Source organism: Streptomyces sp. NBC_01217 (assembly GCF_035994185.1).
Taxonomy (GTDB): domain Bacteria; phylum Actinomycetota; class Actinomycetes; order Streptomycetales; family Streptomycetaceae; genus Streptomyces.
Window position 1 is genome coordinate 4,283,536 of the sequence record NZ_CP108538.1, and the last position, 26,889, is coordinate 4,310,424.

Genomic DNA, 26,889 nt, shown 5'->3' on the forward strand with positions numbered 1-26,889 from the left:
TGTCAGACCTCCTCGGTGCCACCGCTCTCCTCGTCGGTTGCCTTCTCTTCCTTGGCCGCGGCCGGTGCCGCACCCGGCTGGGGTTCGGCCACCGCCACCCGCGCGGGGCGGATGGTGCGCTCGCCGATCCGATACCCCGGCTGCAGGATCGCCACGCAGGTCGTCTCGGTGACATCCGGCGCGTACGAGTGCATCAGGGCTTCGTGGATCGTCGGGTCGAAGGGCTCGCCCTCCTTGCCGAACTGCTGCAGGCCCAGCTTGGCGGCGACCGTCTCCAGGGATTCGGCCACCGACTTGAACCCGCCCACGAGCTCGCCGTGATCGCGGGCCCGGCCGACGTCGTCGAGCACGGGCAGGAGGTCGGACAGGAGGCCCGCGACTGCGATCTCCTTGACCGTGGCCCGGTCGCGCTCGACGCGACGGCGATAGTTCTGGTACTCGGCCTGGAGCCGCTGGAGGTCGCCCGTGCGCTCGTTGAGCGCGGTGCGGACCTGGTCCAGCTGGGCGGTCAGGCCGACCGTCTGTACTGCGTCCCCGGCCGGGGACGCCGCCTCCTCGGGCGAGGAGGGGGCGTCCTTCGGCTCAGCTCCGTCAGGGGTGCCGGAGGGGACGTCGGGCTTCTCCTCGAAGCCCGGAGTCTCCTCGGTCACACCGCACCGCCCTTGGCGTCCTTCTCGTCGTCCACGATCTCGGCGTCGACGACGTCGTCGTCGGCCTTGGTCTGGGCGCCCGGCTGCGGGTCGCCCTGCGGGCCGCCCTCGGCCTGGGCGTTGGCGTACATCGCCTGGCCCAGCTTCTGGGAGACGGCCGCGACCTTCTCGGTGGCGGTGCGGATCTCGGCGGTGTCCTCGCCCTTGAGCTTCTCCTTCAGCTCGGTGAGCGCGGTCTCCACCTCCGTCTTCACGTCGCCGGGGACCTTGTCCTCGTTGTCCTTGAGGAACTTCTCCGTCTGGTAGACGAGCTGCTCGCCCTGGTTGCGCGACTCGGCGGCCTCGCGGCGGCGGTGGTCCTCCTCCGCGTACTGCTCGGCCTCCTCACGCATCCGGTTGACCTCGTCCTTCGGCAGCGAGGAGCCGCCGGTGACGGTCATCTTCTGCTCCTTGCCGGTGCCGAGGTCCTTGGCGGCGACGTGCATGATGCCGTTCGCGTCGATGTCGAACGCGACCTCGATCTGCGGGACGCCACGCGGGGCCGGCGGCAGGCCGGTCAGCTCGAACATGCCGAGCTTCTTGTTGTACGCCGCGATCTCGCGCTCGCCCTGGTAGACCTGGATCTGCACGGACGGCTGGTTGTCCTCGGCCGTCGTGAAGATCTCGGAACGCTTGGTCGGGATCGTGGTGTTGCGCTCGATGAGCTTCGTCATGATGCCGCCCTTGGTCTCGATACCGAGGGACAGCGGGGTGACGTCGAGGAGCAGGACGTCCTTGACCTCGCCCTTGAGGACACCGGCCTGGAGCGAGGCGCCGATGGCGACGACCTCGTCCGGGTTCACACCCTTGTTGGCCTCCTGGCCACCGGTCAGCTCCTTGACGAGCTCGGCGACGGCCGGCATACGGGTGGAGCCACCGACGAGAACGACGTGGTCGATCTCGGAGAGCTGGATGCCCGCGTCCTTGATGACGTTGTGGAACGGGCTCTTGCAGCGGTCCAGGAGGTCAGCGGTGAGCTGCTGGAACTGCGAGCGCGTGAGCTTCTCGTCCAGGTGCAGCGGGCCCTCGGCGGAAGCCGTGATGTAGGGCAGGTTGATCGTGGTCTCGGTCGAGGACGAGAGCTCGATCTTCGCCTTCTCCGCGGCCTCGCGCAGACGCTGCAGAGCCATCTTGTCCTTGGACAGGTCCACGCCGTGCCCGTTGGCGAACTGCTTCACCAGGTAGTCGACGACGCGCTGGTCCCAGTCGTCACCACCGAGGTGGTTGTCACCGTTGGTGGCCTTCACCTCGACGACGCCGTCGCCGATCTCCAGCAGCGACACGTCGAAGGTGCCGCCGCCGAGGTCGAAGACGAGGATCGTCTGGTCGTCCTTGTCGAGCCCGTACGCCAGCGCGGCGGCCGTCGGCTCGTTGACGATACGCAGGACGTTCAGGCCCGCGATCTCGCCGGCCTCCTTCGTCGCCTGACGCTCGGAGTCGTTGAAGTACGCGGGGACGGTGATGACCGCGTCGGTCACCTTCTCGCCCAGGTACGACTCGGCGTCCCGCTTCAGCTTCTGCAGGATGAAGGCGCTCATCTGCTGCGGGTTGAAGCTCTTGCCGTCCAGGTCGATCTTCCAGTCAGTGCCCATGTGGCGCTTGACGGAGCGGATGGTCCTGTCGACGTTGGTCACTGCCTGGCGCTTGGCGACCTCGCCGACCAGCACCTCGCCGTTCTTCGCGAAGGCGACGACGGACGGCGTGGTCCTGGCGCCCTCTGCGTTGGTGATGACGGTGGGCTCGCCGCCTTCGAGAACGCTGACGACGGAGTTAGTCGTGCCCAGGTCGATGCCGACCGCACGTGCCATTTCAATTCCTCCAGCTTGACTACTTGAGTGGAACTGACTCAAGGATGCATGACACCCGCCCCAGTGTCAACAGACTTGAGTCGGGCAGACTCAAGTATCGTGCACACACCTCGCGCGCACCGGGAGGCCGGGGGCGACACCCGCACGCTCCGCGGGCCGCGCAGCCCGTCCCCATCATCGCGCCATGGGATCGTTCTGTCACAAAATGCCGTGAGCCACGCAAAACCGGCACTCGATCCGCCCGACCCGCAGGCAGGTGCGAACGATGCAGAGGCAGAGGCCGAGACAGAGGCAGAGGCAGGTCCGGCGCAGGAGCCGCATGCGCGCGCACCGCTGGGAGCGGGCATGGAAGGCGCTGCAGAACGGGGCACGGGCATGGGAGCGACCATCGGCCAAGCGCGTACTGGATCTGGTCCTCGGCTCGCTCCTGCTGGCCCTGGCCGCACCCCTGCTCGCCGCAGGCGCCCTCACCCTTGCCCTCGCCACACGGCGGCACCCCGGCGGCGTACTGATCCGCTCGCCCCGCATCGGTCTCGGCGGCCGCCTCTTCGTACTGCGCTCGCTGCGCACCCGGCGGCTGCGCCTGGACCTGCTCTCCCGGCTGCCGCACGTCGTACGCGGAGATCTCTCCCTGGTGGGCCCGGAGCCCCTGACACCGGACGCCGGCACCCCCGAGACCGCCACGGCCACCGCCGCGAGACACTGGCGGCAGGAACTGAAACCGGGCCTCACCGGCCTGGCACAGGTACGCTCCCGCTCCGGAATGCCCTGGGACGAGCCGGCCCTGCTCGATCAGCACTACGCCGAGCACCACTGGGTGGGCCTCGACCTGGCCATCCTGGCGGGCGCCGTACACACCCCACTGCGCAGAGCGATCCGCGGACCCACTCGGCGCGGCAAGGCACACCTGAGCGACACAGATCACCGCCGGTGCGGCTACATCGCGGCGGAATAAGTGGATAGTGTCAGCACAGACTGATTAAGTTACTGCTTAGTAATCCCCAGTATTCGCTCGTAGACGCTGGATCCCACCCTCGCAGGCCCGAGGAGCCCCCAAATGCAACTCGCCGCGATCATCGTGTCGCTGGTGCTGACTGTGGTCGGCGTTGCGCTCATCGCCCGAGCCGTCGCGCAGATCTACCGGTTCGTCACGCTCGGACAGCCGGTCCCGGCAGGCAGCCGCACCGACAACCCGAAGCAGCGCACGATCACCCTGGCCAAGGAGTTCCTCGGCCACACCCGGATGAACCGGTGGGGGATCGTCGGCTTCGCGCACTGGTTCGTCGCCATCGGCTTCCTGACGCTGCCGCCGACGCTGCTCCAGGCGTACGGACAGCTCTTCAAGGCCGACTGGGTGCTGCCGATCATCGGTGAATGGCTTCCGTTCGAGATGTACATCGAGTTCATCGGTCTGATGACGGTCGTCGGCATCCTCGTGCTGATCGCCATCCGGCTGCTGAACCTGCCTTCCCGGGCCGGCCGCAAGTCCCGTTTCGCAGGCTCCAAGGCCTGGCAGGCGTACTTCGTCGAGTACGTCATCCTCGTCATCGGCCTGGCGATCCTGACCCTGCGCGGTCTCGAGGGCGCGATCCACCACGTCGAGGGCTACGAGGCCGCGTACTTCGTCTCGTACCCCCTGGTCCTGGCATTCAAGGGCCTCGCGCTCGGCACGCTGCAGAACCTCATCTACTTCACCGCGATGATCAAGATCGGTACCTCGCTGATCTGGATGATCACAGTCTCGCTCAACACCAACATGGGTGTGGCCTGGCACCGCTTCCTCGGCTTCCCGAACATCTGGTTCAAGCGAAACGCGGATGGCTCGTCGGCGCTCGGCGCCCTACAGCCGATGACCAGCGGCGGCAAGGAGATCGACTTCGAGGACCCGGGCGAGGACGACACCTTCGGTGTCTCCCAGGTCGAGCAGTTCTCCTGGAAGGGCATCCTCGACTTCTCCACGTGTACGGAGTGCGGCCGCTGCCAGTCGCAGTGCCCGGCCTGGAACACGGGCAAGCCGCTCTCCCCGAAGCTCCTGATCATGTCCCTGCGCGACCATGCGCACGCCAAGGCCCCGTATCTGCTGGCCGGCGGCGGCAAGGACATGGAGGGCAACGAGAAGGCGTCGGAGGAGCAGTTGAAGGGCGTCCCCGCCGCGGCCCTCGCGGAGGCCGAGCGCCCGCTGATCGGCACGGTCGAGGAGAACGGCGTCATCGACCCGGACGTGCTCTGGTCCTGCACCACCTGCGGTGCGTGCGTGGAGCAGTGCCCGGTCGACATCGAGCACATCGACCACATCGTCGACATGCGCCGCTACCAGGTGATGATCGAGTCCGCGTTCCCGTCCGAGGCGGGCACGATGCTCAAGAACCTGGAGAAAAAGGGCAACCCCTGGGGGCTCGCCAAGAAGCAGCGCGTCGAGTGGACCAAGGAGGTCGACTTCGAGGTCCCGATCGTCGGCAAGGACGTCGAGGACCTCTCGGAGATCGACTACCTGTACTGGGTCGGCTGCGCGGGCGCACTCGAAGACCGCGCCAAGAAGACCACGAAGGCCTTCGCGGAGCTGCTGCACATCGCGGGCGTCAAGTTCGCGATCATGGGCGGCGACGAGAAGTGCACGGGCGACTCGGCCCGCCGCCTGGGCAACGAGCCGCTGTTCCAGCAGCTCGGCCAGGAGAACGTCGCGATGCTGAACATGGCGTTCGGCGAGGATGACGAGGACGAGTCGACGAAGAAGCCCAAGTCGTCGAAGAAGATCGTCGCGACCTGCCCGCACTGCTTCAACACCATCGCGAACGAGTACCCGCAGCTCGGCGGCGAGTACGAGGTCATCCACCACACCCAGCTGCTCCAGCACCTCATCGACGAGGGCAAGCTGATCCCGGTGACTCCGGTCGAGGGCCTGATCACGTACCACGACCCGTGCTACCTGGGCCGTCACAACAAGATCTACACCCCGCCGCGCGAGATCATCGCGAAGGTCCCGGGCCTCAGGAACGAGGAGATGCACCGCCACAAGGAGCGCGGCTTCTGCTGCGGCGCCGGTGGTGCCCGGATGTGGATGGAGGAGCGGATCGGCAAGCGCATCAACAACGAGCGCGTCGACGAGGCTCTGTCGTTGAACCCCGACATCGTCTCCACCGCCTGCCCGTTCTGCCTGGTCATGCTGACCGACTCGGTCAACGGCAAGAAGAACGACGGCAAGGCGAAGGAGTCGGTCCAGGTGGTCGACGTATCGCAGCTGCTGCTGGACTCCGTGAAGACCCCGGCCGACCCGGCCGGCGAGGCGGAGCCGGCGGACGCACCGGAGCCGGAGCCGGTGAAGTAGCTCGGGCTGTCGTGCGACAGAAGCGGCCGGACCTGCCTCGGGGGCAGGACCGGCCGCTTCTGCTTTCCCCCGAGGGGGCCGGGGACATCCCCTACGGGATGTCACAGCTCGGCAGCAATGGCGGGCAGGTTCCCCAGGCACTCTCACCGCACCCGCGCGGACCAGGTACGTTCGACGACGTGGCTGGATTCAGGATCGGACGCGGCCGGGACAACCGCACCCCGCAGCAAGCGCAACAGCAACCGCGGCAGCAGCCGTACGGCACACAGGCACCACCGCCGTACGCCCAGCAGCCATGGCCCCCGACGGGAGGAAACGGCGCCCCGCCGCCCCCGTACAACGGCGGCGGCCACGGCGAGCCGGAATACTTCGGCGACCCGTACCAGCAGCCCCACCACCCCCACGGGCCCGCCCAGCACGGCGACCCGTACGCCAACTCCCCCGGCCACACCCAGGCGTTCAGCATCGGCGAGGACCCGTACGGCGACGGCAACACCTACCGCGCCGGCCAGGCCCCCGCCCAGCCCGCGGGCCCACGACTGCCGTGGAAGGACCTGCTCACCGGCATCGTGCTGCGCCCGGGTCCGACGTTCTGGCAGATGCGCGACTACCCCGTCTGGGGCCCGGCGCTGATCGTCACGTTCCTGTACGGCCTGCTCGCCCTCTTCGGCTTCGACCAGGCCCGGGACGACGCGATCCACGCGACGATCTCCACAGCGGTCCCCTACGTCGTCGTCACGGGCATCGGCTTCGTCATCGGCGGCCTGGTCCTGGGCGCGGTCACGCACACGCTCGCCCGCCAGCTCGGCGGCAACGGCTCCTGGCAGCCGACCGTGGGCCTCTCCATGCTGATCATGTCGATCACGGACGCGCCCCGCCTGATATTCGCGCTCTTCCTCGGCGGCGAGAACTCCCTGGTCCAGGTCCTCGGCTGGATAACCTGGCTGGCCTCGGCCGCGCTCTTCACCTCGATGGTGAGCAAGTCGCACGACCTGCCGTGGCCGAAGGCTCTGGGCGCATCGGCGATCCAGCTGATCGCCCTGCTGTCGATCATCAAGCTGGGCACGATCTGACGCTCCCGCCGACAGGCACAGAAGAACCCCCGGAGCAGACCCCGGGGGTTCTTCCATATCTCCGTCTCCGGGCGGGCGTCAGGCGTCGAGAACCTGACCACTACGCCGCACGACGGGCTTGTCCACGCTCCACGGGAAGTTGATCCAGCGATCGGTCTTCTTCCACACGTACTCGCACTTCACGAGCGAATGCGACTTCTCGTAGATGACCGCGCTGCGCACCTCTGCGACATGATCGATACAGAAATCACGCACAAGCTTCAGAGTCTTCCCGGTATCGGCGACATCGTCGGCGATCAGGACCTTCTTGTCCGAGAAGTCGATGGCATTCGGAACGGGTGCCAGCATGACCGGCATTTCCAGCGTGGTGCCCACCCCGGTGTAGAACTCCACATTCACCAGATGAATGTTCTTGCAGTCCAGGGCATACGCGAGCCCGCCCGCGACGAATACCCCGCCGCGCGCGATGCTCAGCACGACATCGGGCTCGAAACCGTCGTCGGCCACGGTCTGCGCCAGCTCACGCACGGCCTGGCCGAACGCCTCGTACGTCAGGTTCTCCCGCACGTCATCGCTCATCCGGCATCACACCTGAGTCCGGTGGAAATTCATGAAGGAGCGCGACGCGGTCGGCCCACGCTGCCCCTGATACCGCGATCCGTACCGCTCGGAGCCGTACGGGAATTCCGAGGGCGAGCTCAGCCGGAACATGCACAGCTGCCCGATCTTCATTCCCGGCCACAGCTTGATCGGCAGCGTCGCGAGATTCGACAGCTCCAGGGTCACGTGCCCGGAGAAACCGGGGTCGATGAACCCGGCGGTCGAATGAGTCACAAGACCGAGCCGTCCCAGCGAACTCTTGCCCTCCAGCCGCGACGCGAGATCGTCGGGCAGCGAGATGACCTCGTACGTCGAAGCGAGCACGAACTCACCGGGGTGCAGGATGAACGCCTCGTCGCCGTCGGGCTCGACCATGCGCGTCAGATCGGCCTGCTCGACGGCTGGGTCGATATGCGGATAGCGGTGGTTCTCGAACACCCGGAAGTAGCGGTCGAGCCGCACGTCGATGCTCGACGGCTGAACCATCGACGCGTCGAACGGATCAATGCGTACACGTCCGGCGTCGATCTCGGCCCGGATGTCCTTATCTGAGAGAAGCACGCCCCGAGGATACGCAGAACGCGCGGGCCTGCCCCAATCCGGGACCGCCCCGCGCGCCTGCCGTCACCGCTCCTACCGCTCCTACCGCTGCTCGAACACCACTGGCACGGCCTGCCGCAGCCGCGCACAGCGAGGACAGCGAATGAGCCGCCCCGGACCGATCCGCCCGGGCCCGAGCTGCTGCATCGGGAACGAAGCGGTAGCGAAAACGTGCCCTTCGGCACAGCGGACGACGGTGCGCTCCATGGAGTCCATCAAGTCCCTTCCCCAACAAGCCTTGGACGAGACCGCCACATTAGGGGATGAACAGGACGCCACTCCAGGCGGCACTCCGACCACCCACGCTACGCCCTCAACTCCCGCCCCCGACACCCACATCCACCCACCACCACTGCAAAACGGCCCCACGGCTCAAACGCCGGGGACCTGGCATGGGGTACAGTGTGGGGCGATGCACAGCCGATCAAACGGCTTGCCTCGCGGGTGTAGTTTAATGGTAGAACATGAGCTTCCCAAGCTCAGAGCGCGAGTTCGATTCTCGTCACCCGCTCCAAGACAAACCCCCAGGTCAATGGCCCGGGGGTTCTTTCTTGCCTGGACCAGTTCAATCGCCCCGCACCAGATCCGCTCCAGAAGGCTTCCCCTCCAGAGAGGGGCCGATGGTGTCGATGAACACGTCGTCGACACCAGGCAGCTCGGCGTACAGAGCCAGGGCGCCGAGCATCGGCCCGCTCCACGATGTGTGGGCCGAAGGCGGCGGGATGAAAGCTGAGATGAGTCGTGGGTACAGGGAGGTCGTGAGGGCAGTCCTGCCTCGAGTGGACCGGACAGAGCCTCTGCCCTCGTCCCATTGCACGACTGATGATGCAGGCTGCATTCTCAGTCGCATGCCGGTCTCTTCCGAAACCCGCGATCTGTGTCGAGCGGTCTTTGCGCCCACGTCTGCTGGTCTCGCCATCCGCGCGCTGGATACCTATGCGGGCACCGAAGCCGACTGGGTCCACGAGACTGCGATACGACTGAGTGGGGGCGTCTTCACCGACTGGCTCACTGGCTGAACGAAGCCGAGCGTGACCCAGAGGAATTCCGTTGGTACGCAGGTGGAGCCGCTGGCGCTGACTCCGGGACTCGCAATCTCGCTGTCAGCTTCATAAACGGCCTGCTCGACAAGGACGTTCCTCCGCCCTCGTCAAAACCTGACAGATAGTCGACGTGCCCCGTCGGCCCAGGCGCAGCTAGCGCTGACATCCACGACTGGCACCAACAGCGAGGAATAGAAGCGATCGCCCGCGTCCGTACGAGGGGGTACGTTCGCGGGTGCCGGCGGATTCGTGGTGAGCGTTGTGGGCTCCCATCCCGACTGCCTTCGACCCAGGCAGAGCCGAGCAGTCACGGCCCAGGGCGTCAGGGAAGCTCCTATAGATCGTCAAGTGGCCTGTAGGAGGTGTAGCCGTGGGATATTCATGCTGGTCAGATGCTTGTAGACCTCTCGCGCGATGAAGCGTTTGAGGCAGCGGAGGATGCCCTTCTTGGACATGCCTTCGGCAGTGCGTCGCGCGACGTAGAGCCGGGTGCGGGGGTCGTAGCGCATCCGCACGAGGGCGATCGTGTGGAGGGCACGGTTGGCCTGGCGGTCGCCACCGCGGTTGAGGCGGTGGCGGTTGGTCCGGCCGGAACTGGCGGAGATGGGGGCTGCCCCACAAAGGTGGGCGAAGGAAGCTTCGGACTTCAGCCGGTCGGGATTGTCGCCTGCGGTGATCAGGAGTTGGGCGGCCGTCTCGGTGCCTGTGCCGATCAAATCCACCAGCCCGGGAGCCGCTTGCGCGACCAGGGGGTCGAGTTCGGCGTCAGCCTAGGCTAGCTCCTGGGTGAGGTGCTGGTAGCGGCGGGCCAGACGCCGCAGTGCGGTTCGGACGGCGCAGGTTGGGCCGGCGAGGTCCGCGCCGGGGCGAGAGCGGGCCAGCTGCGCAATCAATTGGTGGGTGGGAAGGCTGCGCAGTCGTTCCCGGACATCGGCGGGGGCGGAGACGACGAGTGTGCGGATCTGGTTGATCGTCTGGGTGCGGGACTTGATGGCGGAGCGGCGGACCACCCTCAGGGACCGAATGGCCTCCACGATGCCGTCGCGGGTCTTGGGCCGGCCGTGGGCGCGGCCGGACAGGACGGCGGTCGCGGCGGCGTAGGCATCGGCGGGGTCGGACTTGCCGTTGGCCCGGCGGGCCTTGCGGTCAGGGCGGTCGACGTCGGCCACGGTCACCTCGTTCACCCGAAGGAACCGGGCGAGTTCGGAACCGTAGGCACCGGTCCCCTCGACCCCGACGGCGAGCACGTCACCGTGCAAGCGCATCCACTCCAGCAGGCGGCGGTAGCCGTCGGGGGTGGTGGGGAACGGAGCGTTGGCCAGGTGCCGGCCAATGGTGTCAATCACGGCTGTCTGGTGGAAGTCGGTGTGGGTGGCCACGCCGCCGACCACCGCGATCTGATCTGCCATGCCGGGTACTGCTGTCCTTCCGTGCGATGCGCGAGGGATCACACGGGCCGGTCGGGCGTCAGGACAGGACTGTGAGGGGACCTTTGGCCGGGCTCCTGACTTGTTTGAATCGACCCCAGACGCTCGGTCTGCAGCCGTAGCGTCCAGGGTGTCGGTCGGCATGGGCCCGCAGTGCTCCTTGCCGCCCTCGGGCTGGCTCATTGATAGCGTGCCGCCGCCGGCCGACACCCGCGCGGTGTGGGCCGAAGGCGGACGGGATGGAAGCTGGGGTGAGTGGTGGGTTGGGGTCGCAGCCAGGTGCGGATTGCCTTCGAGCTGTAGCCCTTGTCGCCCATGACGTGATCGGGCCTGACGCGCGGGCACTCAGTCAAGGACCGCGAGGTGGTCGGCGGCGCCTCCGTGCCACTCGATCATGAAGAGGGTGGCGTCGTCGCTGGTGCGCCCGCGCCGTTCCCACTTCAGTGTGTGGGAGAGCCGGCGCAGATCCGCCCGCAGCCCGTGCGACGGCTCCTCCCCCAGGCGGTTCACGCAGTTGATGAGGCGTTCCTCGCCGAACTGCTCCCCGTCGTTGACGTGTTCCTCGATGATGCCGTCGGTGTAGCACAGCACCCGGTCGCCCTGCTGAAGCGTGTGCTTTCTGATCCGGGGCTCCTCACCGCCGAAGCCGACGGGCAGCGTCGTCGCGCTCTCCAGTTGCTGCACGACCCGGCCGTCGCGGATCAGCAGCGGCGCGGGGTGGCCCGCGTTGACCAGTGCCATCTCACCGGTGGCGATGTTCACATGCATCAGCTGCGCCGTGACGAAGTGGTCGGGCCCGAACTGCCGCGAGATGGCATCGTCCATGAACGCGTACTTCTCGGCCAGGCTGACGCGCACGCGCCGGGCATGCCGGTAGGCGCCGATGGCCACGGTCGCCATCGTGGCAGCGTCCAGACCGTGGCCCATCGCGTCGATCACGGCCACATGCAGGATGTTGTCGTTGAGGGCGTAGTCGAAGCTGTCACCGGCGATGCGGTAGGCGGGCTCCAGGATGCCGGCCACCTCGATCTGCGGCACGGACATCGACATCGGCGGCAGCAGGCTCCACTGGATCTCCGCGGACACGCTCATCGGCTCACGGCGCCGGGCTCGGAAGAACTCGTCGGTGTAGGCGTTCTTGGTGACCAGCAGGTCGGCGACCAGGCCGGAGAGCCGACTCAGCAGCCGCCGGTCGTCGTCGCCGACGGCGTCCAGGGTGAGGGCCATCACGCCCACCGTGGCGCTGCCGTCCAGCAGCGGCAGGTACATCCGCATGCCCGAGGGGCTCTGCGACACCTCGACGACGTCCCCGCGCAGGAACGCCCGGCCGGCGGGGGAATCAATGATCGGCTCGGGCTCGCTGACGTGCAGTTTCCTGCCCGGCAGCGGCACCAGCAGCTCCTGCGCGTAGTCCTGGAGCAGGATGGAGACGTCACGACCTCCGATCCTGGCCACCTCCTCCGCGACCAGCGGGGCGATCAGCTGCGGCGGCAGCAGCCGTGCCCTGTCCAGCAGCAGACCGAGCAGCCGCTCGCCGAAACCCTCCGACCGATCCACGCTCTCCTCGCCCATGGCCGGTATGCCACCTCCTTCCTGCCACCGCCTCCGCACAACGTGACCTGGAACGCCGGCCGATCGGCTCATTACGCCAAGCGCGGCATGTCGGCCCATGTCGTCGGCGGTCCGCGGTTCACTCGTAGCTATGAGCAAGGCTGGGCAACCCCGAGGCCTCCCTCTCAGCTGTTCATCAACCGATGGTTTCCGGCGAGTCGGCGTGCGCGGTCGGGGACATGAGCAGGGGTGCGGCCAGGGCGGCTGCTGTCAGCGAGGCGGCGGCCATGCGCCGGGCGACGGTAGAGATGATCACGGCGGGGGTAACGAACCGCCGGTCACGAGGACACGAGCGGTGTTCCCTCCGGGTGTGGTGAACGGAAGGTCCCTGCATGCCGTTCGATCCGTCGTGGGCTCGTATCCCCAGGGCTGCCGCACTCCGCCGGATGCCCCGCCGGAGTATCCTGGACATACCCAGAACATTCCGTACATGAGCTCCGAGCCTGTGTCGTTCTTGGCGATTCACAACGCCGGGCCCGTGTAGACCAGCCCGGGGCAGGGTTCGCGTCATGACTGCGACCATTCTGTACACGTCCGCGGTCGACGACCGGACCTTCTCTTTGTCCTCGTTGCCGCCGCGCCTCTCGCTGGCTCCGACCGACACCGATCCCGCTCTGCTGGACGGTGCGTGGTGGCCGCGGTCGCGCGATCTGACGGCGGAACTTCCCGCGCTGACAGCGGTGCTCGACCCGCTGTGGGGGCGGATCACCCGCGTGACGGTGAACCCCACCGTCTGGCCCGTGATCCCACGGAAGGTGCCCGTCCGGGGGCATGTGGTCCACGTCGGCTGGTTCAAGCCCGAACAGGACCCGAACAAGTTGCTGCTCCTCTCCTACACCACCGGCCGCTGGGACCTGCTGGTGATCCCACCGCAGACGGACCTGGGTACCGCCGCCCGACTGCTGACCGCAGCCGCCGATCCGGCACGGAGCCTCACCGCGAGTGGGCTGATGCGGGAGGCCGAGCTTGCCCGGGCGCCGGGCCCGAGGGAAGGGATGTGAGGCATGGAGATCTTCCTCGACGTGCACGCCCGGGGGAGTGGTTTGCCATGACTTCGAACGCGCATGTCCCTGGCCGTACCGATGACGCGGCACCGCTCCTGCTCCTGTCGGACACGAGCGGTCGGCCGATCGTTCCCGGGGCCGCGGTGCTGCGGATGGAGACCACCTCCAATCGCGAGGGGATCTTCGACGGTGCGTGGTGGCCACGTTCCCGCGACATAGCGTCCCAACTGCCCCGTCTCATCGACGCCTTGGTCGCCCGGCTGGGACCCATCGCGCGGGTCGGTCTGGACGCGAGTGCCTGGGACGATGCCCCGGGCCACCTCGTGATCGATGGCCGGACCGTCCGTATCGACTGGTCCGCCGTCGACGACAGCACGATGATCGTCACGCGTGGTGAGCAGGACCACTTCTCGTTCCTGGTGATCCCGCCCACGGCCGGTGCCGCCGCCGCGCGCGCTGCGATGGCCATGGCCGTGCAGGACGGAAACTGCACGCCCGCGGAGCAGATCCTCATGGGCGTGGGCATCATCCCCGCACCACCAAGTTGATGCGGACATGGAAGCGGCCCCGATGGTCTCGCCACCGGAGCCGACCCTTCCAGGGCGCCACACGTGAGAGTGTGCGTCCTTGCTTTTAGAATACACCGCAAATCAACCTAAAGCGGATTCTTTCCCCGTCTGTTCCGTATTGCCGTGCCATTGCCCTGCTCTGCGCCACAGGTAATGAGCATTGCTCCAGCCAGGAGTCCGGCCGGGGAGGTTGTGCGCCCCTGGAGGGTATGTCCAGGGGCGCAGTCACCTCACGGACGCATAGCGCCGCTTCTCAGAGGCCGCCACCGTTGCGATACAGCCTCGAGAACGAGCAGACGCTACCAAGCCTTGTGACTGTTGGCCTTGTGGCTGTTGGCCTTGTGGCTGTTGGCCTTGTGGCTGTTGGCCTTGTGGCTGTTGGCCTTGTGGCTGTTGGCCTTCTTGCCGTTACCCTTGTGACTGTCCCCCTTAGATCCCTTATCTCCCTTATGCCCCTTAGAGCCCCTGTCTCCCTTAGGGCCCTTCGGACCCTTGTCTCCCTTATGCCCCTTCGGCCCAGGAGGCCCGGAGGGGCCAGGAGGCCCGGAGGGGCCAGGAGGCCCGGAGGGGCCGGTCGACCCGGTCGGTCCAGGAGGCCCGGAGGGGCCGGTCGACCCGGTCGGTCCAGGAGGCCCGGAGGGGCCGGTCGACCCGGTCGGTCCAGGAGGCCCGGAGGGGCCGGTCGACCCGGTCGGTCCAGGAGGCCCAGGCGGTCCCGTCATGCAGACCGCCCTCGTGATGACGTTGTGGTCCAACGTGACCGCACCATTACGCGCCAGCGCCCGGCCCTCAATCGCCGCATTGGTGTTCACCGTGATGGACTCCAGGGCCAGGATGTTGCCCTTGAAGAAGGAATTGGTGTCGATCGTGGCGGAGCTCCCAACCTGCCAGAACACGTTGCAGGCCTGCGCTCCATTGACGAGCGAGACGTTGCTCGTCGGGGCCGTGATCAGAGTGGATCCGATCTTGAAGATGAAGACGGCGTTCGGGTCACCCTGGGCGTCGAGAGTGACAGTCCCGGTGAGATTCAGCGACGACGAAGCGCTGTAGACGCCGGGAACCAGCGTCTGTCCACCGATGTCACCCGGGGAGGTCAGGACGGTGTTGGTTGCCCTGCTGGCCGCGTCGTTGTAGGCGATGGTCAGGTCGGACTGAGCCTGAACGGCGGCGGCATCGGCGACGTGCTGCACCCCGTTGACGACTCCGGGCGGAAAGCCCGTCACCGAGCTCCCAGGGCTGAGCCCCAGGTCGCCGTTGACGACCGTGTTGGGGACCGGGGGGACGACCACATTGGTGACCGTTGTACCGGCCAGGACCGCGTAACTCGTGGCAGTCCCCAATCCCACGGACGCCTCAGCTGCGCTCGCAAGGTTCGAGATCAAAGTCATCGTCAGCACCAGCGCGGCCGCAGGCAGCATGGCGACAGTTGCTTTGAATCTCCGTGTTCGCCGCCTGCCAGGAGGGGTGGAGGGGATGGCATCCAATGCCATGGATGAGTCCTTTCTTGTCACCGTTGACCTCAGTCGCCAGGCTCCCTGGCGCTCGAGGTGAGCTCTGGTCAGTCACAGGCGCCGTACTCACGACGAGCTCCCGCTGACTCGTGATGCACCGTCACTCGCCCATAGGAAATACTCATATACATGTAAAAAGGGTCTTATTCGGACTCACGGAGTCGCGCTGGCATGACGTTCGCTCTACCAGCGGATACCAACGGATCAACTGGGCTACCGACGCAGCAGCGATGACGAGCACAATCACGCCGCCGGCCCTGGCCTGGCTGGGGTGGTACAGCAGCGCGGCACCACCCCAGCAACCGCCCCCGGCTGGCAGCGTCCCTCCGGGCCCGCGGAGTTACCGGTATGACTGTCGCCGCCCGATTCTGCTGAGCACGGAACAGAAGGTCCCCGTGCCCGACCGAGGGGGGAACCACGGTCAACCACGGGTGCCGAGGCGAGCTCCGCGGTTCCCCTTGGCACCCATTCCCGCTGGTCAGCTCGTTGATGGGGGCACAAAGCCCGGTGATTCCCAAGCTCAGAGTGCGAGTTCGATTCTCGTCACCCGCTCCAAGACAAATCCCCAGGTCAACGACCCGGGGGTTCTTTCTTGTCCAGACCGGGCGAGGAATGGCGTGCCCTCTTGCATGCCCCAACTTGCCAACCCTGGGCCCCAGGCACCTCATCAACAGACAGCCAAGCCGGCACGCACCCGCTCGGGGCTGCCTGCCCGACGGGAGCGTCGTGGAAAAAGGGCCGATAGACTTCGCGTTTCTGCTGACCAGGCCGCGCATGGCCTTTCACCAGGCGTGGCTACAGACCGAGGCATCTTCGGTAGCCGACCCGTATGCCACGTTCGTGGCCGCCGCTCGGGCCGAGGCAGGCGTCCAGATGAGCGTGGCATGGCTTCAAGCGCCGATCACTTCCGACAGTGGCATGAACCTCGGCACGGCGTACTACCGCGGCAGATCCAACGCCGCGAAAGCTGCCTGCACCGCCTCTATGCACCGCCACCTTCGACAAAGGCCGTTTGCGCACTCGCCCGTCGATGCCTTCCGCAACCTCCTGCTGCCCCTCACCGTCCGAGTTCTGGTGGTCAGTGCCGCCCTCTGCCGCTCTCGTAGGTCGTGCAGGAGGGGGAGGAAGGGGGGCGGCGGTATCGGGACGGGGTTCTACCGGCGCGATCCGGTGCTGTAGCGGGCGTGTGAGAGGGGACCGAAGAATCCTCCGGTCCCCTCTTCATGTCTCACGTCCGGCCCTCATGTCTCACGTCCGGTCAGAGCCAGGAGTCCCAGATGCCGTACGCCGTCGATCGGGTCACGGCCTCGGCGCCCGAGGCGTCCAGCCGTACGACGCGGTAGTAGTACAGGCCGAGCCGGTCCTCGTGCACCGTGGTGTCCATGTAGAACGCGGTGTCGCCGGTCGTGCCCTCGGCCAGGGTGACGTAGGCGGCCGTGGCGGGGTCCCAGCGCTCCACGCGGTAGCTCGCGAACCGGGAACAGTCCCCGAGGCCGGAGCTCTCGGAGCAGCCGACGTACAGCTCCGGGTACTGGCCCTCACGGACCTCGGTCTCCGTCCAGCCCGGCGGCCGGGTGTCGGGCAGGGTGACCGAGACCTCGGCGGGGTGGAGGACGTCGAGTGGCTCGTCGTCGTACAGAAGCCGGCCGTCCGTGGCGGCCACCTTGTAGACGTGGGTGGCGCCGTCGGGGACTGTCGGGCAGAGCATCTCGGTCCTGGCCAGGGAGCTGCCGATCCAGCAGTTCTCCTTCCAGACCGTCTCGCCGCTGTCCGGGTCGGTGATGCCCTGCCACACGTGGTAGCCGGTGACGTCGGCATCGGCGGGCGGCGTCCAGGTCAGCCGGACGCCGAGCGGGACGCGTTCCGCGGTCAGGTTCTGCACCGGGGAGGGACGCTCGGTGTCCGGGGTGGTCTCCGTGGCGGCCGGGCCGGGCTGCGAGACATGCCCGTACCGGTCGGTCGTCACGACCCGGTACTCGTACGTCGTCTCCGACTTGCCCTGGACGTCCCAGCAGGTGCCGTTGACCTGCTTGCGGGCGGACAAGGGGGCGTTGTCGTCCGCCCAGGTCCAGTACGTGTCCGGGTCATCCAGCGGCTCATCCCACGGGGTGAACGGCTTGCACTTGTCCACGGTGCTGGTCTCGCCCGTCACGGTGTCGGTGCGGACGATCTTGTACGTGGGAAGGGGCGTTTCGTCGACGGTCCACGGGTCGACGCTGCTCCACTCGACCATCACGCCCTCATCGAACCTGTGGGCGGTGGTCTCGAACGCGGCGATCGCTTCCGGCCGGTCGGCCATCTTCAGCGTGATTTCCACCGGCGCGGCGGCGTTGCCCTTGGCGTCCACCGAGCGCACCGCGTACCGGTAGCTCTCGGCGACGGCGGCCAGCTGGCTCGGCACCACGTCGGTCTGCGTGGTGGTGCTTTTCTCGGGCAGGGCGTTGCCGTAGCTGCCGGTCGCCGGGTCGTACTGGAGGACCTGGTAGGAGGCGGCCCCGGTGACGGGCGACCACACCAGATGCGGAACACCCGACCGATACTCGGCGCGGAGCTGCGCGACGGCGGCCGGCGGGGTCAGGTCGGAGGTGGTGAACGTCGTGGCGGCCGAGTACGCCGACCAGTTCCCGGCGGCGTCCCGGGCCCGGCCCCGGTAGGTGACCTTGCTGCCGTCGGCCGGATAGCCGGTGTCGCAGATCGCGCCCTTGGCGCCGGAGTAGACGGTGCTCCAGCGGTTCGTGGCCGCGTCGAGCCGCTGCATCTCGTACCAGGCGATGTCGGCGGCGTTCTCCGCGGTGGTGACCAGCTGCGGGGCCGCGTAGGGCTGGCCGGGCGGGCACGCGTCCCACTCGACGAACGGCGCGGCGGGCGGCGTCCTGTCGACGGTGGTGACGAGCTGGTCGGCGCTGCCGCCGGAGACGTTGCCCGCCTTGTCGACGGCCCGCACCTCGTAGTAGTAGGCCGCGCCGGTCTTCGGCAGGGTGCTGTCGGTGTACGACGTGGCGGTGGTCGTCGCGAGCGGCTTGCTGCCGTACGACGAGCCCTTCAGCCGCCGGTAGACCCGGTAGTTCGCGAGGTCCATCTCCTTGTTCCTGGACCAGGTGAACTTGGCCGCGCCGGTGGCGGTGCCGTAGGAGACGACCGCGCCCGTCGGGGTGAGCGGCTTGACCTTGTCGACGTCGACGGAGGTGCGCGGCGTATAGGCGTACTTGACGTTCGCGGTGCCCGTCCAGTTGACGAAGTCGACGCGGAGCGTGTGCTTGCCACTGGGGATCGTCACGTTGACCGTCTTTTTGACGGTGGTGGAGACGTTCTTCCACAGGTCGATCTTGCGGACACCATCGAGGTAGACCCGTATGCCGTCCTGGGCGGACACCGCGAACGTGAAGGGGCCGCCGGAGCCGAAGTCACGCGTCACAGACCAGCGCACGCCGAAGTTGTTGGACGGTACGCCGGAGACGGGTGCGCCCGTGCCCCAGTTCTGGTCGATCGCGGAGTCGCAGTCCGTCTTCTTCGGCGTGCCCGAGAACGTCGTGTTCGCGAAGAACTGCCGTTTGAAGACGGGGGAGGTGCAGCTCACCACCGCGGAGGCGGGCAGGGCGGTGGCGTAGAGCACTCCGCCCGCCGTGGCCAGAACCAAGGCGGTGGCGACGGTGCGTCTGGCTGGTTTCATCAAGTCCTTCGGTCCTGTTCAGCGACAGATGTCGATCAGACGTCGATCAGACGTCGCTGAACAGGACCGCCATGAGCATCGATTGGTTGTACGAGCCTCAGCCGGTCACCGCAGCAGTGACAGCCCGGTCGCTCGGGGGCAGGTCTCCGTTCTGTCCGCCGTCACGGCGGTTGGGTTCCGTACGGACACTCACCGGGCATCCGACACGGGTGTCAGAGGGCTGGGCAACGCGGCTGCACCGGCTGCGGCCGTGCCGAAACGTGCCAGTAGGGGCAGTGAAGAGCGATCGAAACGGGAGACATAACGACAGTCGGTTCAGCGGAGCACCAGCCGGTTCCTGCAGGTCAGGCAGCATATCTGGACCAGCCGTGAGGCGGCGTGCCCTCCGCGCCGCTGTGAAAGGAGCCGTCTCCCGGACCGATGCCCGCAGCGCCTTGGCCTGTCCCCCACGCACTGAACTGAACGACGTGGAGTCGGCCGCTGACTCAATTGTCGACGCGGACGGGTTCCCGGACGGCCTCCCAATGGCACATCCCCGCGTGCTGTGCTCATGGTGGTCGGGTAGGGCCAACGTTCAGCTCTGCCTCCGGCAGCCTCTGCAACCAGGAAGGCGCCCAGCGTTTCGTATTGCCCCCACCATCAGTATTTGCTTCTGGAAGCTCTCATGACTCTCGGAGGCATGTGCAGCGTCACCAGTGCCGATAGCGTCCATGCTGCTCCTGAGGGAGATTGAGGACCTGCGGGCTGAATTCGTCGGGTGTGTCGTGCCGGATTCGCTGGGTCGCTTCACCGTAGTCACGTGTGCTGGTGACCTATGACGAGAAAATGACTCGCAGCAGGTGAGTCACTTCAGGTAGGTGAATCATGGGCACCCGGATAAGAAGGACCAACACGCTCATCGCGCTCATCGCGCTCGTCGCGGCGCTGGTGACTGTCCTGGTGGTTTCCGTCAGCTTGAGCACCGGAGCATGGGGCGAGAGTCGCGGGTATGGCGCGGGCAAGGCGGCACAGTCGCCGTCGCCTTACCCGCAAGCGGAACCACCCCCCGGTTTTCAGTCCAAGTACGCGGACGTGAACGGCTTTCGCATGCACTACCTGCAAGGCGGCAAAGGTTCACCGGTCGTGCTGATCCACGGGTTCCCTCAGACGTGGGCCGAGTGGCGGCATCAGATGGGCCCGCTCTCCAAGACCCACACCGTGATCGCCGTCAACCTGCGCGGCGCCGGCAACTCCGAGGTCACCAAGAGCGGTTACGAGAAGGCGCAGATGGCTGCGGACGTGCATCAGTTGCTGAAGCAGCTGAAGCTGAACAACGGCGTCCAGATCGTCGGCCACGACGTCGGCCTGTGGGTCAGCTACGCCTACGCGGCCCAGTGGCCGTCGGAGGTGCGCCGCATGGCCGTGATGGAAGCTCCCATCCCGGACGACAGCCTCTACAGCTTCCCGGCTCTGGAGGCCGACCCGAAAACCCCGTCGATGTGGCACTTCGGCCTGTTCCAGCTGTCTCTCGCCGAGCAACTCATCTCCGGTCACGAGCGCTCCTTTGTCCAGGGCTTCATCGGGGAGCTTCTGGCCAACAAGTCCGCGTTCAGCCCGGCTGACTACGACTTCTACGCCCACTACCTGAACCCGGATCCACCGGCTGATGTTTCCGAGGTCCGATTTCTCGCCGAGGGCTGATGGTGGTGTGGGGCTTGGGTTCGAGGGCGGGCGGCGCCCGCCGCGCTCGGGTCGCGGCCTGTCCGAGGTGTTTTGCGAGTCGGGGCTGGGGCGGTGGTGCCGGTGGCCGGTGCGGCCGTCAGGGTGCGGTGTCGATGGAGGCCGTCAGGGTGTCGACGGTGGGTGATGGACGGCCTCGAACAAGTCCTGGTAGGCGGCCTGCCAGGGCCAGTTGGCGGGCAGGTGGGCGGTCAGCTTGGTCCTCGCGGTGCGGGCGAGTCGGGCGGGGACGTGGATCAGGTGGGCGCGGAGTGTGGCGGTGGTGGCCTTGGCGTGGAAGGCCGAGGCCAGGGCGCCGGCGGCCCGCAGCAGGTTGTGCGACATGGCCCACAGGATCAGCCAGGCGGCGTTCGCCTGGAAGTTTCCCGAGGGCAGGTGGGCGAGCGCGGAGGACTTCCCGTCCGCGATCGCCTGTTCCACGACAGCGTGTTGCCGGTGGTGCAGTTCGGCCTGAAGCATGCCGAAGGGGCTGTTGGTGAAGATGGGATGGTAGCGCCAGGAGTCGAACAACTCGCCCTGCCCGGTGGCTGCTTGCGGGTTCAGGCGTCGCACCCGTCGCACGATCAGACGGGCGGTGACCTGCTCGGCCTTCTTGCGTCCGGTGAACGCGGTGTACTCGGTCTCGGCGACCTCGGCGTCGGAGACCATCTCGCCGGTGTCGGGATCCACGAACGCCTCGGGGTAGCGGATCGGGATCCAGGCGTCCTCGGTGATGCGGCCGATCGCGGCGGCGATGGAGGGGTTCATGCCCGTGGTGAGGGAGAAGTGGGCACCGGACCTGTGGCAGGCGGCGGCCACATCGGCGGTGTAGAACTTGCTGTCCGCCCGCACCATCCGGATTCCGGTTCCGCCCGCGTCCTTCGCGATGGCCAGGGCCTGGGCGACGAAGCTTTTCGCGCCGCGGACGTCGGCGGCCTTGCCGCGGCGCAGGCGGACCGCACCGATCACCGGCCGGGCGAGCGGGGTGGACAGGGTGGCCATGATCGGGTGCAGGGTGCGCTGCCCCTTCAGGCGCCCGTGCTCGGCGCCTTGCTTGGCCCGTCCGTAGACCCGGCGGTGGGTGGGGTCGATGTCGATGAACATCAGCTGCCCGGCGCCGGGCAGCAGCGGGGTACGGGTCGCGAGGCGGGCCAGGAATTCCCGGTGCACACGGTGGAGTTGCCGGTTGTGGCCGTGGGTGAAGGAGCGCAGGAAGGTGCCCAGCGTGGACGGGGCGCGTATCCCGGCGAAGGCCCGGTCCATTGCGCCGTGCCGCAGCCGGTCGGCATCATCGATGGAGTCGGCCCCCGAGCACATCGCGCCCAGCAGCGACATCACCTTGGCCGCCGGATGGGCGCCGCCGCTGTTGTCGGCCGCCTCGATGCGGACCTGGGCGGCCAGACCGGGCAGGCCGACCCGTTCGGCGAGCGCGATCAGCGGAAGCAGCCCCGCATCCGCGATCAGATTCGGCTCGTCGAAGAGTGCGGAGACATGGACGGCGGCATGGGAAGATTGCATCTCGGAAGAGCCTTGTCATCGTGCGTGCTGGAAGCCTCAAGAACTCCCATCATCGCAGGTCACAAGGCTCTTCCTCGTTCCCGGAGAAGTTGTCCACAGAGGTCAGCCGGTGGATCCGGGCTGAAGGAACCCGGACGCACGACGGCCTGGATGAACATGTACCGCCAGCTCCGCGAAGACGTCCAGCAGAACAAGAAGTTCCTGGCCGAAGGCAAACTGAAGATGCCCGTCCTGGCGATCGGCGGCCAGGCATCGTTCGGTGGCAAAATCGCCGACCAGTGGCGTGAGTACGCCGTGAACGTCGACGGCCGGGTCCTGAAGGGTTCGGGTCACTGGGTGACCGAGGAGAAGCCGCAGGAAGTGACAGCCATGCTGCAGTCCTTCCTGCAGAAGTAGGTTCCTCGGCAAGCGGCGGGCCCTCTGTAGCAACGACCCGATCTCCCGCCCGAAGTCCCTGCGCACCGGCCTACGGTGTGTAGAGCGTGACCGGCCGGCCGTTCTTGATCACCTGGGACTGGTCGGAGGTTGCGACGACCAACTTGTTCGTACCTGGCTGCCGGTGTCGGGGGGGCGGTTCTTGTTGTCAGTGCGGGCGAGCCTTACTCACCGCACGGGGAAGCCGAAGGAGTACCCCTGCTGCTTCAGCCAGGGCAGCACCTCGCTCAGAGCGGCCAAGGTCTGGGAGCGATCCCCTCCCGCGTCGTGGAAGAGGACGGTCGGCCCGTTGGAGATCTCGTTCTTGACGGTGGCGACCATGGTGTCCACACCGGGACGCTCGAAGTCCTTCGAGTCGACGTTCCAGCCCAGCGGCCGCATCCCCCGGGACGCGGCGAGCTGCCTGCTGTACGGGGTGAAAGCACCGCCCGGGGCCCGGTAATACTGAGGCCGGACGCCTCCGGACGCCTTGGTGATCATGCGTTCGGCATCCAGGATCTGCTGGGACTGGTATGCCTCGGACCGGGTGTCCATGGTGGTGTCGTGCGAGACGGTGTGGTTGCACAGCCGGTGCCCGCCCGCCACGACCGCCTTGACCAGGTCCGGGTGTGCCTGGGCCTGCGTGCCCACCATGCAGAACGTAGCCTTCACACCGCTGTCCTTCAGCAGTTGCAGCACCTGCGGCGTCCAGACCGGGTCCGGTCCGTCGTCGATGGTGATGTTGACGCCCCGGGCGCCGCGGTCCGAGGCGTGCGCGATGTCCGCCGCCACCTTGGCCACGGTCCGGTCCTCGGGCTGGGCGTCCGGCGCGGAGACACGCGCTTGCGGCTGCCGCCCTCCGGCGGTGTCGGCCTGCGCGGTCCACACCGAGGTGGCCGCGGCCACCGCCGTCACCCCGAGCGCCGCCGCGAGAAGCCGGCCGTGCCATCCCCTCCCCTTGCGCCTTGCCATGTCCGCCCGCCCCTTTGTTGTCTCCGCCGATGCCGTGCCCCCATGAGGACATACGAACGCCCGTACACGATCCCTCTGTTACCGACCGCAGACGAAGCCGCAGGGGACCGGCGACAAACGCAGGAGCCCCGCGACAGATGAGGGGCGCAACGGCCTCGAAAAGGTGCCGCCGAGGGCGGCGGACGCTGATCCGCACGGATTGCGGCGGAGGCACCCGCGCATCCGTCGAATGGTTCGCGAAGCGGGGCCGATGGCTGCCCCACTCGGCCGGCATGACCATCACCTATCAGATTCACCGGTCCGTGCCGACAGTGCTGCCCTCCGCCTGGATGCCCGCTGTCGAACTTGGCGGCGAGATCCGCGACAGCACCGGCCCGCCCGCAAGCCCCGGCAAACGAAGAAGAGCCCGTCAGCAAGCTGACGGGCTCCCGCGAAAGACGAGGCTAACCTGCCATCAGGTCAGATCGTCGGTGTGTCATCGACGATCTCCTTGTGCGGTTCGACGATGAACCTCCAGCCATCGCTGGGCTCCAGGAACCGCACTCGGGTCGGGTAGATGTCCAGGGCACGGCGGTCGCGGTTCTGGGTGTTCGTGTTCTTCCGCCCCCGGGCCGGCTCCTCGTACAGGTCGACCTTGACGTCGGGCACCGCGACGGTTTCCTCGCTCCAGCGCTGAACGATCCCCGCGCCGAACGCGTCCCGTGCGGCGGAGTAGAGCGAGTCCAGGGATTCCTTGTTCCCGTCGGGCACGAAGAGGGCGAGGTTCAGGAGGACGCCGGCACTCTGGAGAACCTCGATCTCTTCCCCTGCCTTGTCGGCAATCCAGATCCCGCGCTCTTCGAGATTTTCCGGGAGAACATGAATTTCCTCACCGAAGATCGTCCTCGCGATGAAGGACCCTCTTTCGAAATTCTTACCCGGCTTCGTAAGGAGAGCCGGGGCGTAGCAGTCGAGAGGAAGGCCATCCATCTCCGCCGAGACGAAGATGTCGTCCTGGAGGCCCAATTCCGAAACCTCTTCGGCCGTAAGACGTCGAGCCGTAACCTTCTCGGTATTCACGCCATTCCCCTTTTTTCGCGGCGTCCTGTAAATTCATTAGGACTATATCATGAAAGCGAACAGCCAGTCCCTTTACGCACACCTTCGCACTCACGGCAGCACAGTCAGCCCTCCGAGTAATTTCTTCCGACAGAACAGCAGAAAAAACCTCTCGAATCGTCGACGAAACGCAGCCCCGTAGAGAAATGCGACCGGACTTGGTCGAATGGCGACCCCGCGACCCCGCGACCCGGCGACCCGGCGACCCGGCGACCCGATCGAGCGAACCACGGCGGTCGCCTTTCCGATCGGACACCTCGCGCCTCACACCCCGCCCCTACGGCCGCCTTCGCGGGGCCGCCGTCTCTTCATCCGCGGTCCAGGCGGAGCCGAAGGAGTAGTAGCACCGGTGCTCCCACTCCAATCGATCCGCACCAGTAGGACGTCCTGACGCGGCCGTGCCGTCGAGCCGGTGATTCGCGAGGCCCTGCGACCACGCCCCTGATGCTGAATAAGGGCAAGCCAAAGCGTGCGAGAACGCCGCATGCGCCGCTGCTCCCCGAGCTCAGAGCGCGAGTTCGATTCTCGTCACCCGCTCCACGCAAAAGCCCCGGGCCGGCGGCCGGGGGCTTATTTGTTGTCTGGACCTATCCGACCTCGCCACGCATCGGTGGCGCGGCGGCGGCGAGCCTCGCATATTGCGATCCGTTTTGTGCGGCCTCCACCACCCCATTGCGGGGAAGCGTTTCGTTTCGTCCGCAAAGTGCTGGGTCAGGCGACCATCAGACGGAAAGTGAGGTCGCTGAGACAAGCGGGTCTCAACTGGAGGTCACGGGCGATATCGGCCAGCGATGTGCCATCGGCCCGTACGGCTTTATTCGCGAGTGAGTCGTGAAGTAGGTGGAGAGACGTAGCTCGTCTCGGGCACGAGGACGGTGTGCCACAGGCGGCCGTGTCACCGCAGCGGGCCCGACATCGCTCGGTGTCGGACCCGCTGGGCTGTCAGCATGTGGGCCGGGGTACCTGGTCGGCTCCCCGCCTCATGCGTCAGGCGTGGGAGCCGGCCTTGCGACGGCGTACGACGAACACCGCGCCCGCGCCGATCGCCACGGCCGCGCCGCTCGCGAGGGCGAGCTGCGACGTCGCGGAGGACGAGCCCGTGGCGGCGAGGCTGCCGCTCACGGGACTGGCCGACGCGCCGCTCTGCGGCTTGAGGTCCGAGGTGTTCGGCTTGGTCGTGCTGGGCTTGGCGTCGTCGACCTTGCCGGGCTTGCTTCCCGCGGCGGCGATCAGGAACTCGTAGCCCTCGAGGTCCGGGCTCCCGCCGCAGGTGCCGTTGTCGTTGAAGTAGTCACCGGCCACGAAGGTGATGCCATTGCCCGCGGGGGCCGAGGCGTCGATCGTGAGGCGCATCTTGACGTCGGCGTGGGCGCCCGCCTTCAGCGGGCTGATGGCGTCCATGTAGTGCTCGTTGTCGACGGTCTTCCACTTCGAGGACGAGGCGGACGACCACTGCAGGTGCACCAGGTCGTCGATGGCGTTGAGCCCGCTCCGGTCGGTCGCGTGGACGTAGGCGAACGGAAGCACCTCGTCCATCGCCTTGTCGGTGCCGTTGGTCACCCGGAGATTGAAGTTGACCTTCGTACCGGCGACGACCGTGGACGGCAGACCCGTGACGACCGTGGTGAGCTTGGCCTCGGGGACGCAGTCCCCGCCGTCCTCACCCTCCTCCTTCGCCTTGGCCAGCGCCTCGTCGGCGGCGGTCTTGTCAGCGAGCGCCGCCTTGGTGGCCTTTTGCGCCTGATCCAGCGTCCGGACTGCGGCGACCCGCTCGTCGTCACGCGCGTCCAGGGCTTCCACGACCTTCGCATCGGCGGCGGCCTTGGCCTCGTCGGCGGCCGCGGCGGCGGCTTCTGCCTTGGTGAGAGTCGTCGCCGCGGCGGTCTTCTCCTCCTCGGTGGCCGTCTCCGGGAGGGCGTCGATCGCCGCCTGGGCGTCGACGACCGCCCGGTCGGCGTCGGTCTTCGCGGTTGCGGCGTCGGCCGCCGCGGCCTGGGCGGCCTTGGCTGCCACGGCCAGGGGAGCGGTGTCGGACAGGAGCGCTTCCAGAGCCGCCTCGGCGGCACTCTCGGCCGCTACGGCGTCGTCGTACGCCACCTTCGCTGCGGCGGCGGCCTTTTCCAGCTCCGCGATGGACGGCTTCTCCTGCGTCTGCGCTGCCGGCTTGTCGTCGGCGAACGCGGGGGTGACCGACAGCAGGAGAGCAGGCGTGGTCACTGCGGCGGCAACAGCTGTGGCAAGAATCCGGCGAATCTTCAC

At 67.2% G+C, this 26,889-nt stretch carries 18 protein-coding genes, 1 tRNA gene and 2 pseudogenes; 9 read left to right on the top strand and 12 right to left on the bottom strand.

Going from position 1 to position 26,889, the window contains the following annotated elements; translation table 11 throughout:
- Nucleotides 1–2: 2 nt before the first annotated feature.
- Both grpE and dnaK read right to left on the bottom strand, forming a co-directional pair.
- Nucleotides 3–650: a nucleotide exchange factor GrpE gene (grpE, locus tag OG507_RS18785; protein WP_327368348.1), complete on the bottom strand. Its 648-nt coding sequence runs from the start codon at nucleotides 648–650 to the stop codon at nucleotides 3–5.
- A complete protein-coding gene (gene dnaK / locus OG507_RS18790) occupies nucleotides 647–2,497 on the bottom strand; it encodes a molecular chaperone DnaK (protein ID WP_327368349.1) in 1,851 nt (616 codons plus the stop codon). The genes grpE and dnaK overlap by 4 nt, the downstream gene beginning before the upstream one ends.
- Nucleotides 2,498–2,816: 319 nt before the next feature.
- Here dnaK and OG507_RS18795 point away from each other — a divergent pair, with 319 nt between their 5' ends.
- The 3 genes from OG507_RS18795 (at nucleotide 2,817) to OG507_RS18805 (ending at nucleotide 6,895) form a co-directional block, all read left to right on the top strand.
- On the top strand, nucleotides 2,817–3,452 hold the full coding sequence (locus OG507_RS18795) for a sugar transferase (protein ID WP_327368350.1): 636 nt from the start codon (nucleotides 2,817–2,819) through the stop codon (nucleotides 3,450–3,452).
- A gap of 102 nt (nucleotides 3,453–3,554) precedes the next feature.
- Nucleotides 3,555–5,822: a (Fe-S)-binding protein gene (locus tag OG507_RS18800; protein ID WP_327368351.1), complete on the top strand. Its 2,268-nt coding sequence runs from the start codon at nucleotides 3,555–3,557 to the stop codon at nucleotides 5,820–5,822.
- Nucleotides 5,823–6,001: 179 nt separating this feature from the next.
- The gene (locus tag OG507_RS18805) at nucleotides 6,002–6,895 is read left to right on the top strand and encodes a YIP1 family protein (RefSeq protein WP_327368352.1); all 894 of its coding nucleotides are present in this window, start codon (nucleotides 6,002–6,004) and stop codon (nucleotides 6,893–6,895) included.
- A 78-nt stretch (nucleotides 6,896–6,973) separates the two neighbouring features.
- Here OG507_RS18805 and OG507_RS18810 read toward each other — a convergent pair whose 3' ends face one another.
- Nucleotides 6,974–7,474 (bottom strand): phosphoribosyltransferase, encoded by a 501-nt coding sequence (locus tag OG507_RS18810; protein ID WP_327368353.1) that lies wholly within the window; start codon nucleotides 7,472–7,474, stop codon nucleotides 6,974–6,976.
- A 6-nt stretch (nucleotides 7,475–7,480) separates the two neighbouring features.
- Nucleotides 7,481–8,056 (bottom strand): dCTP deaminase, encoded by a 576-nt coding sequence (dcd, locus tag OG507_RS18815; RefSeq protein ID WP_072487843.1) that lies wholly within the window; start codon nucleotides 8,054–8,056, stop codon nucleotides 7,481–7,483.
- Between the two features lie 479 nt (nucleotides 8,057–8,535).
- Between dcd and OG507_RS18820 the strand changes: the two genes are divergently transcribed.
- Nucleotides 8,536–8,609, top strand: a tRNA-Gly gene (locus OG507_RS18820).
- Nucleotides 8,610–9,482: 873 nt separating this feature from the next.
- On the opposite strand, the pseudogene OG507_RS18825 reads toward OG507_RS18820, so the two are convergent.
- Nucleotides 9,483–10,547: pseudogene (locus OG507_RS18825) on the bottom strand (IS110 family transposase).
- A gap of 363 nt (nucleotides 10,548–10,910) precedes the next feature.
- On the bottom strand, nucleotides 10,911–12,137 hold the full coding sequence (locus OG507_RS18830; RefSeq protein ID WP_327368354.1) for a PP2C family protein-serine/threonine phosphatase: 1,227 nt from the start codon (nucleotides 12,135–12,137) through the stop codon (nucleotides 10,911–10,913).
- A gap of 548 nt (nucleotides 12,138–12,685) precedes the next feature.
- On the opposite strand from OG507_RS18830, the gene OG507_RS18835 reads away from it, so the two are divergent.
- Both OG507_RS18835 and OG507_RS18840 read left to right on the top strand, forming a co-directional pair.
- A complete protein-coding gene (locus OG507_RS18835; RefSeq protein ID WP_327368355.1) occupies nucleotides 12,686–13,177 on the top strand; it encodes a DUF5994 family protein in 492 nt (163 codons plus the stop codon).
- A 47-nt stretch (nucleotides 13,178–13,224) separates the two neighbouring features.
- Nucleotides 13,225–13,728 carry a DUF5994 family protein gene (locus OG507_RS18840; protein WP_327368356.1) on the top strand — a complete coding sequence of 168 codons (504 nt, stop codon included), beginning with the start codon at nucleotides 13,225–13,227 and terminating at the stop codon, nucleotides 13,726–13,728.
- A 320-nt stretch (nucleotides 13,729–14,048) separates the two neighbouring features.
- On the opposite strand, the gene OG507_RS18845 is transcribed toward OG507_RS18840, so the two are convergent.
- Together OG507_RS18845 and OG507_RS18850 are read right to left on the bottom strand one after the other, a co-directional pair.
- Nucleotides 14,049–15,038 (bottom strand): ice-binding family protein, encoded by a 990-nt coding sequence (locus tag OG507_RS18845; protein WP_327368357.1) that lies wholly within the window; start codon nucleotides 15,036–15,038, stop codon nucleotides 14,049–14,051.
- A gap of 1,480 nt (nucleotides 15,039–16,518) precedes the next feature.
- A complete protein-coding gene (locus OG507_RS18850) occupies nucleotides 16,519–18,930 on the bottom strand; it encodes a PA14 domain-containing protein (RefSeq protein ID WP_327368358.1) in 2,412 nt (803 codons plus the stop codon).
- 864 nt (nucleotides 18,931–19,794) lie between these two features.
- Between OG507_RS18850 and OG507_RS18855 the strand changes: the two genes are divergently transcribed.
- A complete protein-coding gene (locus OG507_RS18855) occupies nucleotides 19,795–20,610 on the top strand; it encodes an alpha/beta fold hydrolase (RefSeq protein WP_327368359.1) in 816 nt (271 codons plus the stop codon).
- 144 nt (nucleotides 20,611–20,754) lie between these two features.
- Here OG507_RS18855 and OG507_RS18860 read toward each other — a convergent pair whose 3' ends face one another.
- On the bottom strand, nucleotides 20,755–22,146 hold the full coding sequence (locus OG507_RS18860; RefSeq protein ID WP_327366649.1) for an IS1380 family transposase: 1,392 nt from the start codon (nucleotides 22,144–22,146) through the stop codon (nucleotides 20,755–20,757).
- A 150-nt stretch (nucleotides 22,147–22,296) separates the two neighbouring features.
- Between OG507_RS18860 and OG507_RS18865 the strand changes: the two genes are divergently transcribed.
- A complete protein-coding gene (locus OG507_RS18865; RefSeq protein WP_327368360.1) occupies nucleotides 22,297–22,542 on the top strand; it encodes an alpha/beta fold hydrolase in 246 nt (81 codons plus the stop codon).
- 207 nt (nucleotides 22,543–22,749) lie between these two features.
- Here OG507_RS18865 and OG507_RS18870 read toward each other — a convergent pair whose 3' ends face one another.
- A complete protein-coding gene (locus OG507_RS18870) occupies nucleotides 22,750–23,532 on the bottom strand; it encodes a polysaccharide deacetylase family protein (RefSeq protein ID WP_327368361.1) in 783 nt (260 codons plus the stop codon).
- A gap of 158 nt (nucleotides 23,533–23,690) precedes the next feature.
- Here OG507_RS18870 and OG507_RS18875 point away from each other — a divergent pair.
- Nucleotides 23,691–23,897: pseudogene (locus OG507_RS18875) on the top strand (IS1380 family transposase); the annotation flags it as partial.
- A 94-nt stretch (nucleotides 23,898–23,991) separates the two neighbouring features.
- Here OG507_RS18875 and OG507_RS18880 read toward each other — a convergent pair.
- Both OG507_RS18880 and OG507_RS18885 read right to left on the bottom strand, forming a co-directional pair.
- Nucleotides 23,992–24,591, bottom strand: a complete 600-nt coding sequence (locus OG507_RS18880; protein WP_327368362.1) for a hypothetical protein — start codon at nucleotides 24,589–24,591, stop codon at nucleotides 23,992–23,994.
- Between the two features lie 1,026 nt (nucleotides 24,592–25,617).
- Complete coding sequence (locus OG507_RS18885; protein ID WP_327368363.1) at nucleotides 25,618–26,889, bottom strand: LAETG motif-containing sortase-dependent surface protein; 1,272 nt, start codon at nucleotides 26,887–26,889, stop codon at nucleotides 25,618–25,620.

Coding starts and splice junctions, on each gene's coding strand:
- dnaK (WP_327368349.1), bottom strand. CDS start 2,497: ATGGCACGTGCGGTCGGCATCGACCTGGGCACGACTAACTCCGTCGTC.
- OG507_RS18795 (WP_327368350.1), top strand. CDS start 2,817: ATGCGCGCGCACCGCTGGGAGCGGGCATGGAAGGCGCTGCAGAACGGG.
- OG507_RS18800 (WP_327368351.1), top strand. CDS start 3,555: ATGCAACTCGCCGCGATCATCGTGTCGCTGGTGCTGACTGTGGTCGGC.
- OG507_RS18810 (WP_327368353.1), bottom strand. CDS start 7,474: ATGAGCGATGACGTGCGGGAGAACCTGACGTACGAGGCGTTCGGCCAG.
- OG507_RS18830 (WP_327368354.1), bottom strand. CDS start 12,137: ATGGGCGAGGAGAGCGTGGATCGGTCGGAGGGTTTCGGCGAGCGGCTG.
- OG507_RS18835 (WP_327368355.1), top strand. CDS start 12,686: ATGACTGCGACCATTCTGTACACGTCCGCGGTCGACGACCGGACCTTC.
- OG507_RS18840 (WP_327368356.1), top strand. CDS start 13,225: ATGACTTCGAACGCGCATGTCCCTGGCCGTACCGATGACGCGGCACCG.
- OG507_RS18850 (WP_327368358.1), bottom strand. CDS start 18,930: ATGAAACCAGCCAGACGCACCGTCGCCACCGCCTTGGTTCTGGCCACG.
- OG507_RS18855 (WP_327368359.1), top strand. CDS start 19,795: ATGGGCACCCGGATAAGAAGGACCAACACGCTCATCGCGCTCATCGCG.
- OG507_RS18860 (WP_327366649.1), bottom strand. CDS start 22,146: ATGCAATCTTCCCATGCCGCCGTCCATGTCTCCGCACTCTTCGACGAG.
- OG507_RS18865 (WP_327368360.1), top strand. CDS start 22,297: ATGAACATGTACCGCCAGCTCCGCGAAGACGTCCAGCAGAACAAGAAG.
- OG507_RS18870 (WP_327368361.1), bottom strand. CDS start 23,532: ATGGCAAGGCGCAAGGGGAGGGGATGGCACGGCCGGCTTCTCGCGGCG.